We start from the raw sequence: 13,966 nt of genomic DNA, 5'->3' as shown, positions 1-13,966 counted from the left end.
AGGGGGCGGTCCGGGCGCAACCCGGACCGCCCCCTGCCCAAGCCGTCGCCACGGGCTGACAAGACTGTCCCGGAGCGCCGGGGCGACCTACGCTGGCGGAGTGACCGTTCCTGTACGGAAGTTGGGGCTGCGGAGACCCAAGACCCCGTGGTACGCGGGCCGTGACCAGCGGATCGTCGGCAGACTTCTGCTCGGCCGCAGGCTGGTCCTACGCCGACCGCGGCTGTTCTCCCCGCGGTTCACGCTGGTGGCGATCGACGTGGACCCCGACGCCGGTGTCGCCGCGATCTGGGTCGCGCACGACCGGGCCGATCAGCAGGAGCAGGACGGGTACGTCTGGCTCTACGAGCACGTCGACCGTCGATGGATCTGGGTCTCCGGGAGCGAGTGCGGCGTCCCGGTCGCCGATCCGAGTGCGGGTCGGGCGCCGGCCGGGCAGGACGGGCAGATCGGCATGATGGACGTCCTCGGCTCCTGCGGCTCGATCAGCCTCGCCGACCGCCGCAGAGCCCGCACCGGCGACGACATCTCGGACGCCGCCTGGGTCGGCTGCACCTTCCTGCGTGTGGCCGCCGAGACGAACCAACTCCTGGTGGGACAGCGGAAGATCGCCGTCCCGCACCACGGTTGCACTGTCATCCCCTGGAAGGCGTCCATCGCCGTCCCGCTCTCCGGACGGCCGGGGATCAGCGCCGTCGCCCCCGACGGCACCTATCTCTCCGTACTGGGGCCGCACGACTACCTGGACAGCTTCACCTGGTCGCGACTGGCCTACGAGACGGAGGGCTGACCGGGTCGAGGCAGTTGTCGACAGGCTCAGGACAACGATTTGGCAAAGGTGCTCCACAGACGTATCTGTCACCACCCTGAGTGTGGTCAAGTCACCCTGCACACATGCGCAGCAGTGCTGACCAGTGACACCGACCACTCGGGGAGGACCTGTTGACCACGACACACCGCAGGCGGCGAGGGCTCGCGATAGGGTGCTTCGCCGTCGCCGGGCTGATGGCCGCACTACCCACGCAAGCGGCAGCCGGAGGCAGCGGAACGAGCATCTTCGCCCCGGGGGCGGCCAAGGCCTACGCCCAGAAGCACTCAAGTGCGCTGCGGGCCGCAGCCAGCGGGACGACCTCGAAGGCGTCCACCAATGACGGCAGCGAAGAGGCCGATCAGATAGCCGAGGGCGCAGCCCAGTGGTCCGAAGCGCGGACCTCCCCCGGCGTGGTCGCACCCGGGGCCTACGGCGCCGCCTGGACCGCGCTGCAGAAGTTGCCGAATACCGGGGGCAGTTGGAAGAACGTCACCAATCTCCCCTACAACTCCGACGATCCGCGCTACCGCGACTACGACTCCAACTCCAGCGGCGGCATGGGCCTGGTGACCGGCCGGACGGCCGCGCTGGCCGCCGACAACGAGGGTCATGTCTACACCGGCGCGGCCGGCGGCGGGGTGTGGCGCTCCAGCACCGGCGGCGGCAAGTGGACGTCGATCAGCGACGAGCTGTCCGCGCAGTCCACCGGGGCGCTGGCGCTGGACGCCAAGAACCGGCTGTGGCTGGGGACCGGTGAGGCCACCACCAACGCCGACGCCTACCTGGGCAGCGGCGTCTATGTGCTGGACCACCCCGAAGACGGCAGTTTCAACTCCCGGGACCGGGTCGGCGGCACCGAGCTGCAGAGCACCAGCATCCACGAACTGCGGTTCAGCGGAACCACCGTGTGGGCGGCGACCAGTGAGGGCCTGTGGTCGCACTCCACCGTGCACCTGAACGGCCCGTGGAAGCTGGAGTTCGCCCCCAACCCCGCCTACCTGCCGGGCGGTTCGCTGGCCAACGACCCCTCGGCCGCCTACAAGAACATCATCAGCGACATCGCCTTCGACCCCACCGACCCCACCAAGGTCGTGGTCGCGGCCGGCTGGCGCTCCGGCGACACCTACAACGGCTTCTACACCAAGGTCGGCGGGAGCTGGCAGCTGCTCACCTCGCTGGGCGATCTGCCCTCCGACGCCGCCGACATCGGCAGCGTCACCTTCGCCCGTTCCGCGGACGGCTCGCGCTACTACGCCATCGACCAGTCCCCGGCCGGACTCTCCTCCGGAACCAACGCCCTGGACGGCATCTTCGTCTCCAAGTCCGGCTCCCCGTTCGGCCCCTGGACCAGGATCGCGACGTCCGCCACCCTCGCCGCCTCCGGCTCCGCGCTCAGCTCCCCCGGCGGCCAGGGCTGGTACGACCAGTTCCTGCAGGTCGACCCCACCGACCCGAACCATGTCTACGCCGGCCTGGAGGAGGTCTTCGAGACCAAGGACGGCGGCACCACCTGGACCACCCCCGGCCCCTACTGGAACTTCGGCTTCGCCTGCTGGAGCATCGACCCGACCAAGCAGTCCGGCGACTGCCCGCAGACCACCCACCCCGACCAGCACGCGGTCGCCATCGGCAGCTACCACGGCAAGTCCGTGCTGTACGTGGGCAACGACGGCGGCGTCTACAAGCGTCCCGTCAACGGCGCGGCCGACGCGCTGGGACACGCCACCGACTGGACCTCGCTCAACGACGGCACCATCGACACGCTGCAGTACTACTCCGTCGGCGTGGGCAAGGACCTCACCAACGGTGGGGTCTCGGTCACCGGCGGCCTGCAGGACAACGGCCAGTCCATCCTGCGCGGCCTCGGCAGCGCCAACAAGGACACCGTGATGGGCTCCAACTTCGGCGGCGACGGAGGCATCACCCTCGCCGACCCGACCAACGGCTGCAACATCGCCGCGGAGTACGTCTACCTGGAGATCAACGTCACCCAGAACTGCGCCGTCAACAACGGGCTGGGCGCAGCCACCACCTACAACGTCCCCCCGCCGGACAACGCCACCAGTAGCGCCCGCTTCATCGCTCCCTTCACCTCCGACCAGAAGACCCCGACCACCTGGGTGGCCGGCGGCGAGCACGTCTGGGTCCAGACCCAGGGCTTCGCCATCCGCTCCTCCAGCGCCTGGACCAGTGCCTTCGACCTGGGCGCCGGACATGTCGCCACCGCCGTGGCCGCCTCCGGCGGCAAGATCTACGCGGCCTGGTGCGGCCCCTGCAACAGCCCGGGCTTCACCCGCGGCATCGCGGTCGGCAACGCCGACGGCACCGGCTGGCAGCAGATCACCCTGCCCACCACCGGCAGCGTCCCCAACCGCTACCTCTCCAGCCTCGCCATCGACCCCAGTGACAGCAGCCACGTGTACCTGGCCGTCAGCGGCTTCTCCCGCGCCTGGAACGAAGGTCCCGGCGCCGGGATCGGCCACCTCTTCGAGTCCCACGACGGCGGCCTGACCTGGAAGGACATCTCCGCCAACCTGCCCGACATCCCCGCCGACTCCATCGCGCTGACCCCCGCCGGCGGCATTGTGCTCGGCACCGACCTCGGAGCCCTGTACCGGGCGCCGGGCAAGACCAAGTGGAAGCAGATCGGCGACCTGCCCGCCGTCGCGGTCACCCAGGTCCTGGTCGGCCCCGACAACAAGGTCTACGCCGCCACCCACGGACGCGGCATCTACTCCATCAGCCTCAACCGCCTGCACTGATCGACGACCGCAGGCTCCCTTCTGACGCTGCCCGGACCGGTACTGGTCCGGGCAGCGTCACGTCCGGGGCGCCCAGGGCGCCCTTCCACGGCTCCGGGCGGGTGTCATAGTTGTGCCGCGACGGGGCACCGACATCGGGGAGCGACGGATGCCGACGGGACTCATCGCGCTGGCTGTCGGCGGTTTCGGCATCGGCCTCACCGAGTTCCTGATCGCCGGGCTGCTGCCGCAGGTGGCGTCGAGTTTCGGGGTGTCCGAAGCCGCTGCGGGCGGGCTGTGCGCCGCTGGCCGCCAGCGCCAACGTGTCCGCGTCCAACCTGGGCAACGCCCTCGGCGCCTGGCTCGGCGGCCTGGCCATCTCCGCGGGCCTCGGCTACAGCTCGCCGCTCTACGTGGGCTCCGCGATCGTCCTGACCGCGCTCGTCGTCATGGTGGTCGCCGCCGGCCTCGCCAGGCCGGTACACCGCAGTCAGTCGCAGCACGGCCTCGGTTAGGCTCGGGCACATGAAACTCCACGTCGGATGCGCGATGTGGGCCCACACCGGTTGGCAGGGCCGCCTGCTGCCGCACCCGCTCGCACCCCGGGAGCGCCTGCGCGCCTACGCCAGCTGGTGCAACGCGGTCGAGGGCAACACCACCTTCTACGCGACACCGTCCGCCGACACGGTCAGGTCCTGGGCCGAGCAGACCGCGCCGGACTTCCGCTTCCTGCTCAAGCTGCCCAAGCACATCACCCACGAACGTCGCCTGACCGACACCGACGGCCCGCTGCGCGCCTTCCTCGACGTGGTCGAGCCGCTGGGCCCGCGCGTGCACGCCCTGTGGGTCCAACTCCCGGCGTCCTTCGGCCCTTCCGACCTCGGCGCGCTGGCCGCGTTCCTGCACCGGGTGCCACGCGGGCTACGCTGCACAGTCGAGGTCCGGCACCCCGCGTTCTTCGAGGACCCGCGCTGGGAGCGACGGTTGGAGACAGTCCTGGAAGCCGTGGGCGCCGAGTGGACGTCCTTCGACACCAGCAGCCTCTTCGCTACCCCGCCGACCAGCGCGGCGGAGCGCGAGGCCTGGACGAAGAAGCCCCGACTGCCGCGCAGGGACCGGGCGCTCACCGCCCATCCGGTGGTCCGCTACATCGGCCGGGACGACGTACAGCGCACCGCGGAGGGCTGGCGCCACTGGACCGGCACGGTCGCCGAGTGGCTGCGCGAGGGCCGCTCCCCCACGGTGTTCATCCACACCCCTGACAACGAAGAGGCCCCCGTCCTCGCCCGACGCTTCCACGACGAGGTCAGCACACTCGTCCCCGGCCTCGAACCGCTACCCGAACCCGTCCCCACCGGTCCGCCCACGCTCTTCTGACCCCTCAACGCCAATCGTGCGTCTCGGCCTGCTTGGAGACCGCGTCCAGCAGCGGCGTCAGCTGGTTCACCAACTTCTGGTAGTCACTGCTGTGTCCGTCGGACCACTGCGCGATGCCGACGACGACCAGATGGCCATAGCTCTGATATTCCTGTATATGTCCGCTGGAGTCCGGTAGGTCGCGAAGGGCTGAACCCGGCGGTGGGAGCTGGACTGCGACCTCGTAGTCGGTGGCGCGCACGCCGAGCACTCCGACGATGGTCGCCGCGTCGACGGGGTTCTTCATGGTGAAGACCGCGAGGCTGTACTCGTTGTTCGAACTGTCCTGATAGAGCGCGAAGTCCAGACCGAGGCAGCCATGGCCCTGGGTGATCATCCCGGCCAGCGTGGGGCCGACGCTGTCCGCACCGGTGCAGCTCGCGACGGCGGTGTCGCCCACCCTGGTGTAACCGGCAACGGCGGCGGGGAAGGCCTGGTCGGGAGTGACGGCCACCAGTGGGACGGCGGCACTCGCCGTCGGGACCGCCTTCACAGCGGGCACGACCGGCTGCGCCGCCACCGAGGTCTGCCGCGCCGGGTGCAGGTGCAGATAGCGGTATCCCCCGCCGACCGCGACCACCATCAGGCAGCCCACCAGGGCGACCCAGGGCCACCGCCGCCTCCGCCCGAGTCCTTGGTCACGGCCGGACTCTATTGATCAGCCCCACAGCATGCAAGATTCGTTCGAACGCGGGAGCGCTCCTCCACCCCGGCGCCGAGGGCGGGATGCATGTTCTGCATCGACCCGGCCCACAGGCCCACCAGCATGCCCCGCCAGTCGCTGAAGTACCGCCAGGCCAGCGAGTTCGGGCCAAGAGGCTCGGGCGTGGCCCCGTCGCTGCGCGAGTCGAACGACGGCACGGTCATCCCGTCATGATGCCAGCGGGTTCTGTGTGATGCATTGACGGTTCGTCATGGGTTCTGTTGACTTCTGCTGGTAACCGCAGCTTAACGTTCCATCGCCCGCTTGAAATTGTTCAGGCTTGCGCGATTGCCTCGGCTTCACGGCCCACCCAGCCGGAAGGGAACAGGGAACACGGATGACCATCGTCGAAAGTCTTCTCCAGCATGCGGGAGGGCAGGCGCGACGGGCGCTGAGCCTGGCCCTGGCAACCGTCACCGGACTGGCGCTCCTGCTTCTGCCGACCACTCAGGCACACGCGGCCACCGTCTCGTTCACCCTCGGTGCCGCCCGGACCGACACCAGTGGCAACACGCTGCAACTGCACGGTCTCGGCATCATCAAGGTCGGCAGCACCTGGTACGGCTTCGGCGAGGACAAGACCGGCGAGAGCAGCTCGAACACGTCCTTCCAGGACATCCCCTGCTACAGCTCGACCGACCTTTCGACCTGGACCAGGGCGGGCACCGCCCTCACCCGGCAGAGCAGCGGAGACCTCGGTCCGAGCCGGATCGTGGAGCGACCCAAGGTCATCTACAACTCCTCGACCGGCACATACGTGATGTACCTGCACATCGACAGCCTCTCCTACGCTGAGGCCAAGGTCGGGGTGGCGACCAGCAGCACCCCCTGCGGGCCCTACACCTACCGGGGCAGCTTCCAGCCGCTCGGTCACCAGAGCCGGGACCTGGGTCTCTACCAGGACACCGACGGCACCGCCTACCTGCTCAGCGAGGACCGCGCCAACGGCCTGCGGATCGACAAGCTCTCCGCCGACTACCTGTCAGTCGCGAGCTCGGTGGCCCTGTTCGCCGACTACGAGGCGCCGGCGATGTTCAAGGCCAACGGCACCTACTACCTGTTCGGCTCCCATCTGACCGGCTGGTCCAGCAACGACAACGTCTACGCCACCGCCACCTCCCTGTCCGGGACCTGGTCCTCCTTCCGCGACTTCGCGGCCCCCGGCACCAACACCTACAACTCCCAGACCGCGAACGTCATCACGGTCCAGGGCAGCAGCGGCACCGCCTACCTGTACGCCGGAGACCGCTGGACCACCGGAGATCTGGGCTCCTCCCCACTCATCTGGCTGCCGATCACCATCAGCGGGACCACGGTCAACGTGGGCCAGTACCCCTCCTGGTCACTCGACGTCAGCGCGGGCACCTGGACGGCCGACTCCGGTCTCCCGTCGACGGGAACGCGCACCCTGACCAACTCCAACAGCTCGGATCTGATGGATGTCGTCGGCGCGTCCACGGCCGCCGGTGCCAAGGTCGACCAGTGGCCCGCCAACGGCGGCACCAACCAGCAGTGGACGCTCACCCGGGTGTCGGACAACGTCTACACGCTCACCAGCGTCAAGAGCGGTCTCTGTCTGGACGTTCCGGGCGCGGCGGCCACCAACGGCCTGCAGTTGGAACAGTGGACCTGCATCGGGGGCGGCAACCAGCAGTGGGCCGCCGACCTGGTCGGCAGTCTCACCGGCAGCACCTACGTCCTGGTCAGCCTGAGCAGCGACCTGGCCGTCGGCGTCTCCGGAAGCTCCACCGCCTCCGGCGCCCAGGTCGTGCAGCAGAGCGGCACCGGCGCAGCCAACCAGAAGTGGACCATCGGCTGAGAGCGGTGCAAACCGGGTGTCCCCGTCCGTGAGCGGCAGTGGACGGGGACACCCGGCGGAGGCTGAGTGGGCGTCAGCCGGTGAAGGCGGTCAGGCCGTTGGGGGTGCCCAGGCCGGTCGGGCCGTCGTAGCCGACCTCCGCGGTGCAGAGGTAGGCCGGGGTGCAGGTGGTGGTGGAGCCGACGGTGACGTCGTTGAGCGAGGAGGTGTGGGCGTAGGCGATGGACGCGGGGACGGAGGCGCTGTGGCTGCCCGCGTCGGCGTAGACGCCGGCGATCAGCGGGGAGGCGACGCTGGTGCCTCCGAAGACCATCCAGCCGGTGGCCTGGCTGTAGGTGTCGTAGACCGAGACGCCGGTGGCCGGGTCGGCGACCGCGGAGACGTCGGCGACCGTGCGCTTGGTGCAGCCGGTGTCGGTCTGCCAGGTGGGCTTGGCGTCGTACGCGGAGCAGCCGGAGCTCGCGCCCTCGGTGCTGCTGGTGAACCACACGCTCTCGGACCAGCCGCGGGAGCTGGAGTCCCTCTTGAGGGCGGTGCCGCCGACCGCGGTGACGTACTTGGAGGCGGCCGGGTACTCGACGCCGTAGCCGCTGTCGCCCGAGGAGACGGTGATCGGGATGCCAGGGTGGTTGAAGTAGCTGGTGTCGTAGCTGGTGTCCGAGGAGGACTCGCCGCCGCCGTAGCTGTTGGTGATCTCGGTCGCGCCCAGCTTCGCTGCCGTGTTCACCGCGGTGCCCAGGCTGGTCATGCTGGTGCTGGAGGCCTCAACCAGGATGATCTTCGCATTGGGGGCCATGGCGGAGACCATGTCCAGGTCCAGCGACTCCTCCTCGGCCCAGCCGGAGTTGCCGCGCGGCAGCGAGGTGCCGCCGCTCTGGTTGACCTGCTTGAAGCAGCCGGAGGCCACGGTGCAGGCGGGCAGCCCGTACTGGGCCCGGTAGACGGCCAGGTCGGCGGCCGCGTTGGGGTCGTTGTAGGCGTCGACGACGGCGACGGTCTGGCCCGCGCCGCCGTTCGCCGGGATGTTGTAGGCGCTCAGCAGGTCGCTGGGGCCGAAGCCGGAGGGGGTCGCGTTCGGAGTGACGCCCTTGGCGTTCACGTGCTCGGCGACGCTGGTGACGTGCAGCGCGTTGCAGTACGCATGGTCGACCGTGGTGACCACGGCGCAGGAGCGGTTCCAGCTGACACCGTGTCCGGCGGCGTCAGCGGGGACTGCGGCGACGAACAGACCGGTGGCCGAGAGGGCCGCGAGTCCGAGCGGAAGGGCGATCCGTCTGGCGGGCGCGGATATCGAAGGGGTGCGCAACGTACTGCCTCCTGAAGCCGTGGTTTACCAAGGGGCGTGCATGCCGAACAGACTGTCCCCCCGATCCGGGGTGGCAGCTGGGCGTGAACGTTAGCGAGGTGAACGGGGCCCGACAAGAGAGCGGTAGAAGAAGATCCTCAGTGTTAACAAAGAGCATTCTGTGCGCCGACAGTGCAGCGCACGCGCACCACCTGCGTCGCACCGGGCTCTACGCGAGTGGAGACGGGCCCTGTCACACAGCAGGGCCCGTGAGCAGACCGTGGCCGCCCTCGGCGACTATCGCGTGGTGCCACCGGACACGCGACGGCGGCGTCGGAGCAGGAGGCTTCCGCCGGCCACCGCCCCAGCGGTCAGCAGGGCCGAGCCGACCGCGATCTGACCGGTCGGCATACCCTGTGACGCGCCGCCCGCGCCCGCGTCGACCGCACCGATCGGGGCACCGGGGCCGCCCGGGCTGCCGGGGTTGCTGACGTGACCCCCGGTCTCCGTACTGCCCGGCGGCAGGCTCGTCGACGGCGGGCAGGAGACGAAGAAGACCTTGTGCTTGGCGCTGCCGTGCTCACCCGAGAACTTCCAGGTGAGCTTGTAGTGGCCGTTGGGCAGGCCCATGTTCACGGTGTGGCCGGTGCCGTTGGTCAGGGTCAGAGTGCCGCTGAGCACCAGCTTGTGCCCGGTCGGCGGCTGCTGTGAGATCGACCAGCTCACCTGCTGGACGGTGTCGAAGTGGAAGGCGTCCAGATAGAACCGGCACACCATCGGATTGTCACGCTCGTCCGACACCGCCGTGGTGGTTCTGTGCACCTTCACATCGCCGTTGTCGCCCGGCGCCTTGGCGAGCGCGGCGGGGGCGGCGGTCAGCACGACGGCGGCGGAAAGCGCCGCCACAAGTGGCACAGTACGGCTCGAACGGGCAGATCTGATCACGGCGCGGACTCCCAGGTGCGAGGACGGCAGTCATACCGTCCGACAGTCGGATAGCCATGAACGTCCGTCACGATCCATATCCGCTCAAGCACGACACGCGCTCGTGCCTCGCCTCCACCCGTCCGGCCCAGCAGATCGCGACGGCGTCAACGCGACAGGAACGTCCTGCCGTCCTTCTCGGGGGCGAACGGGATGCCCGCCGCCATGGCGCGCGGGACGATGACGGCGGCCTGTGCGAGCCGGTTGAGGCCCAGGGCGAACAGCAGGGTCGCGCTCGATGCGGCGACGTGGGCGTGCGTGGCGGCCGCGGGCAGGTAGACGATGCCGCGCCAGGCCACCAGGGCGAGCCACAACCACAGCCCGCGCACCGGCATCCTCGCCCACAGCGTGCCGTCGCGGGACTCCAGGTGCATGATCGCACCGAAGCCCAGGCCGATCGCGATCGAGCCGGCGGCCCCGACGGCCAGCCACACCACGTCGACCGCCTGGAGGTGCCGGCCACCGCCGGTCAGGTCGGTGAACCCGATGACCGTGAGGACCGCCGGCAGCAGCACCACGCGTTTGCCGCGCAGCGACTGCCCGCGCAGCTGCTGGTAGATCACCAGTCCGATGACGCCGATGACGGCGAGGATCTCAAATCCGGACACGACGGGCTCCCTTGTTCTGCGCCTCCGCCGACCGTGGACCGGCCGGCTTGACGACACACCCGACGCTAGGGAGCAGGGCGGTACCAGGGCGTCCAACCCAGGGTTGGTCGGCGGTACGGGAGCAGGGACGGCCCTGGTACCGGGCCGACCCGTCTCGCGAACTGTTTGGTCTAGTCCTCTTGACGTGAACGCACGCAGGTTGTTTGGTATGTACCAACGCCAGGCCTGCGTGGCACCACTCCCCCACACCTCCCCGCTCGACGGGCATCCCCGAGAGGGATCACTGTCATGCACCTGGCAAAACTTGCCGCTTCTGCCTGCGCTCTCGCGCTCACGACCACCGGCGCGGTCGCCGCTCTGGCCCCCACCAGCAGCGCCGCCGCAGGCAGCGTCTACTCCGTGGCCCCCTACGTCGACATGTCCAACGGCCAGGAAGGCATGCTGGACACCGCCATCACCAGCCACGGCCTCAAGGCCTACACCGCGGCCTTCGTACTCGGCGAAGGATGCAACCAGATCTGGGGCGACACCCTCCCCATCGGCGCCGACTCCTACACCGACCCCCTGATCGCCAAGGCGAAGTCCGAGGGCGCCTCCGTCATCATCTCCTCCGGCGGATCGGCCGGTGAGCCGCTCGCCTGGACCTGCACCACGCAGAGCAGCATCGACGCCGGGTACCAGGCCATCATCAACGACTACGGGGTCACCCAGCTCGACTTCGACGTCGAGGGCGCGGCGATCGCGGACACCGCCGCTGCGGCCCGGCAGATGCAGGCGATGAAGGACCTCAAGGCGTCCAACCCCAATCTGCAGTTCTCGATGACCCTGCCGGTGCTGGCCAGCGGTCTGACCAATGACGGCGTCAACATCCTCAAGGCCGCCAAGTCCGCGGGCATCAGGATCGACGTGGTCAACCTGATGACCATGGACTACTACTCGGGCACCGGGACCGAGATGGGCCAGGGGTCGGTCGCCGCCGCCCAGGCCACGCTGGCGCAGATGCAGTCCGTCGACTCCGGCTACAGCTACGCCAACGTCGGGATAACCCCGATGATCGGCAAGAACGACGACGGTTCGACGTTCACCCTCGCCGACGCCCAGACGGTGGAGAGCTTCGCCGTGCAGCACAGCGTCGGGCGGTTGGCGTTCTGGTCGGTCGACCGCGACCAGCCCTGCAGCGGCACCGCCAACTCGCTGTCCACCTGCAGTGAGATCAGCCAGAGCAGCCTCGCGTTCACCAGCGCGTTCGTCCCGTACGAGGGCAGCTCGGGCGGTGGAGGCGGCACCACCACCAGTGACTTCTCAGTCTCGCTCTCGCCGAGTTCCGCGTCGGTCGTCCAGGGCGGTTCCGCCACCGCGACCGTCGCCACGGCGGTCACCTCCGGCAGCGCCGAGTCGGTCAGCCTGTCCGCGTCCGGAGCGCCTTCCGGCGTCACCGTCTCGCTCAGCCCGACCTCCGTCACCTCCGGCGGCAGTTCGACGCTGACGGCGACCGTCGGCTCGTCCGTGGCCGCGGGCAGCTACCCGATCACCGTGACCGGCAGCGCCTCCACCGGCAGCCACAGCGCGACCTACACGCTCACCGTCACCAGCAGCACCGGCGGCGGGGGCGGTGGCGGCGGTTCGCTGACCAACGCCGGCTTCGAGACCGGCAGCCTCAGCCCGTGGACCTGCACCGGCGGCAGCAGCGTGGTCTCCAGCCCGGTCCACTCCGGCAGCCACTCCCTGCAGGTCACCCCCAGCGCCAGCAGCACCGGCGAATGCGACCAGACGCTCACCCTGTCCCCCAACCACACCTACACCCTGACCGGCTGGGTCCAGGGCCCCTACGCCTACATCGGCGTCACCGGCGGAGCCAGCGCCAGCACCTGGTCCAACAGCAGCAGTTGGAACCAGCTGACGGTCTCCCTCACCACCGGCAGCAGCGGAACCGTCACCGTCTTCGTCCACGGCTGGTACGGCCAGGCCAACGTCTATGCGGACGACTTCACGCTCAGCTAGGCGCCACACTCGCACGGCCGCGCGTGACTCCTACGCGCGGCCGTGCGAGCCGCCGTCAGTAGTAGGTCGCGATGTTGTCGTGCGGCGCCGGCAGCTGGCGTCCGGCCGGGCCCTTGGCGAAGGCGGTGAGCAGGTTCGAGGTCGCCCTGGTCACGAAGGCCCCGGTACGGGCGTCCATGCCGTGGTCCCGGTGGTCGTCGTGGGTGCCCGCCATCAGCCCCTCCACCCAGCGCATGGTCCCGGACGCGAAGATCCCGGCCCCGCTCGGGACGGTGTAGTAGGCCGTGTCGGAGTGGCTGGCACGACCCTGGCAGACCAGCGGCGAGTGGGCCAGGATCTGCAGCGGGCGCGGGGTCGGCCGGTCCGGGGTCACCCGGTCGTACTCGACGCCGACCAGGTGCGCGAAGGAGTCGCCCGCCTTGACTCCGGTGCCGGCGTACAGCCAGTGATCGGCGGCGCCGACCACATAGGGCGCGTCGGTCGGGAAGCCCTCGTAGAGGACGCCGGTGAGCGAGGACTCGGGGTCCGCGCCGGGCGCCGCCCGGAAGTCGGTGGTGGCCACGCCGGCGCTCGGCCGGTAGGCCGGGTCGTCCGCGTAGGCGGTCTTGTAGCAGACGACGGTCCGTCCGCCGTCCTCGTAGCGGATCCGGCGGTAGCAGGTGTTGGCGCCCAGGAAGGCGATGTTCGACCCGGTGTCCCTGGCTCTGGTCACCGCCGCACGCTGCTGCGGGGTCCAGTACTCGTCGTGGCCGAGCGAGAGCAGCGTGGTCGCGCCGCGCAGTATCTCCGGCTGCCGGTGCACGTCGTAGCCGGTCGTGTAGGCCAGCGGGATGCCGAGCCGCTCGGCGAGCACCACCAGGGCCCGTTCGTAGACCAGGAAGAGCTCGGCGCCGGTGTCGTCGTAGGGGCGGTCGAACGAGACCGCGAGCGAGCGCGTCGCGTAGGCGCCGTCCTCGCCCTGGTAGAGGCTGCGGCCGCCCCAGAGGTTGTACGCCTGCCAGGTCGCCGGGGCGTGCATCAGCAGCGTACGGCCCACCGCGCTCGGGGATCTGACGATCAGTGGGACGTAGCGCTGGTGGCCGTTCTCGGCGTCCAGGCGCAGCAGGTAGGCACCGGGCGGCCAGCCGTCCGTGCCGACCCGTAGGCTCGGCTGCCAGTCCGCCCTGACGGTACGGGTGGACTGGACGATCCGGGTGGCCGACTGCTGCCGCCCCGCGATGCGGCCCGAGCGCCAGACCCGGCGGGCCTGCGCGCCGCCGTACCAGCCGACCCGGTAGGCCGACACGGTGAAGCCGGGTGCGGTGGTGGAGACGTACAGGGTGAACGATCCGCCCGGGTCCACACTGACCTGATCGGCGTAGCCCTGGACGGCCTCCGGGGCGCCCTGGTCACGCAGTCTCCAGTCGGCGTCGCCGGGCCGGGCCTGCTCGGTCTGCTCCGCCGTCAGTGACGCGGTCGGCGCGGGCGTGGCCTCCGGCGAACCGGTCCTGGCGACGGTCGCCGACGGGTGCGGAGCGGCGCATCCGGACAGCACGGTGAGGCCCGCCGCCGCGGTGCCGCCCAGGAACCGCCGTCTGTCCAGCCCGTCCACGTGCCGG

General features: G+C 69.9%; 11 protein-coding genes and 2 pseudogenes. 7 read left to right on the top strand and 6 right to left on the bottom strand.

The features are described from left to right. The first annotated feature begins 100 nt into the window (after positions 1–100). The 5 genes and pseudogenes from ABH941_RS00755 to ABH941_RS00735 all read left to right on the top strand — a co-directional run bounded on the left by ABH941_RS00755 (position 101) and on the right by ABH941_RS00735 (position 4,929). Positions 101–790, top strand: a complete 690-nt coding sequence (locus tag ABH941_RS00755) for a hypothetical protein (protein WP_370126531.1) — start codon at positions 101–103, stop codon at positions 788–790. Between the two features lie 152 nt (positions 791–942). Continuing rightward, the gene (locus ABH941_RS00750; RefSeq protein WP_370126530.1) at positions 943–3,573 is read left to right on the top strand and encodes a glycosyl hydrolase; all 2,631 of its coding nucleotides are present in this window, start codon (positions 943–945) and stop codon (positions 3,571–3,573) included. Between the two features lie 148 nt (positions 3,574–3,721). Continuing rightward, a pseudogene (locus ABH941_RS00745) lies at positions 3,722–3,850 on the top strand (MFS transporter); the annotation flags it as partial. Positions 3,851–3,875: 25 nt separating this feature from the next. After that, positions 3,876–4,067, top strand: coding sequence for a hypothetical protein (locus tag ABH941_RS00740; RefSeq protein ID WP_370127077.1), 192 nt, complete (start codon positions 3,876–3,878; stop codon positions 4,065–4,067). A gap of 10 nt (positions 4,068–4,077) precedes the next feature. Continuing rightward, on the top strand, positions 4,078–4,929 hold the full coding sequence (locus ABH941_RS00735) for a DUF72 domain-containing protein (RefSeq protein WP_370126529.1): 852 nt from the start codon (positions 4,078–4,080) through the stop codon (positions 4,927–4,929). 4 nt (positions 4,930–4,933) lie between these two features. Here the strand turns inward: ABH941_RS00735 and ABH941_RS00730 are convergent, their stop codons facing one another. Together ABH941_RS00730 and ABH941_RS00725 are read right to left on the bottom strand one after the other, a co-directional pair. Next, entirely contained in the window at positions 4,934–5,551 is a 618-nt protein-coding gene (locus ABH941_RS00730) for a hypothetical protein (protein WP_370126528.1), read from the bottom strand. A gap of 107 nt (positions 5,552–5,658) precedes the next feature. Then, positions 5,659–5,835, bottom strand: a pseudogene (locus ABH941_RS00725) (oxygenase MpaB family protein); the annotation flags it as partial. 173 nt (positions 5,836–6,008) lie between these two features. Here ABH941_RS00725 and ABH941_RS00720 point away from each other — a divergent pair. After that, entirely contained in the window at positions 6,009–7,490 is a 1,482-nt protein-coding gene (locus ABH941_RS00720; RefSeq protein ID WP_370126527.1) for an RICIN domain-containing protein, read from the top strand. Positions 7,491–7,563: 73 nt separating this feature from the next. On the opposite strand, the gene ABH941_RS00715 is transcribed toward ABH941_RS00720, so the two are convergent. The 3 genes from ABH941_RS00715 to ABH941_RS00705 form a co-directional block, all read right to left on the bottom strand. Next, positions 7,564–8,796, bottom strand: a complete 1,233-nt coding sequence (locus ABH941_RS00715) for a peptidase S8 (RefSeq protein WP_370126526.1) — start codon at positions 8,794–8,796, stop codon at positions 7,564–7,566. 276 nt (positions 8,797–9,072) lie between these two features. Next, positions 9,073–9,681, bottom strand: coding sequence for a hypothetical protein (locus ABH941_RS00710; RefSeq protein ID WP_370126525.1), 609 nt, complete (start codon positions 9,679–9,681; stop codon positions 9,073–9,075). 185 nt (positions 9,682–9,866) lie between these two features. Next, positions 9,867–10,367: a hypothetical protein gene (locus ABH941_RS00705; protein WP_370126524.1), complete on the bottom strand. Its 501-nt coding sequence runs from the start codon at positions 10,365–10,367 to the stop codon at positions 9,867–9,869. 288 nt (positions 10,368–10,655) lie between these two features. Here ABH941_RS00705 and ABH941_RS00700 point away from each other — a divergent pair, with 288 nt between their 5' ends. Continuing rightward, the gene (locus ABH941_RS00700; protein ID WP_370126523.1) at positions 10,656–12,368 is read left to right on the top strand and encodes a carbohydrate binding domain-containing protein; all 1,713 of its coding nucleotides are present in this window, start codon (positions 10,656–10,658) and stop codon (positions 12,366–12,368) included. 55 nt (positions 12,369–12,423) lie between these two features. Here ABH941_RS00700 and ABH941_RS00695 read toward each other — a convergent pair whose 3' ends face one another. Continuing rightward, on the bottom strand, positions 12,424–13,959 hold the full coding sequence (locus tag ABH941_RS00695) for a N,N-dimethylformamidase beta subunit family domain-containing protein (RefSeq protein ID WP_370126522.1): 1,536 nt from the start codon (positions 13,957–13,959) through the stop codon (positions 12,424–12,426). Positions 13,960–13,966 lie beyond the last annotated feature (7 nt).

The sequence above is a fragment of the Streptacidiphilus sp. EB103A genome (genome assembly GCF_041261405.1).
GTDB lineage: Bacteria > Actinomycetota > Actinomycetes > Streptomycetales > Streptomycetaceae > Streptacidiphilus.
The sequence above is the reverse complement of the archived record's forward strand: the minus strand, read 5'-3'. Positions and strand labels throughout refer to the sequence as shown.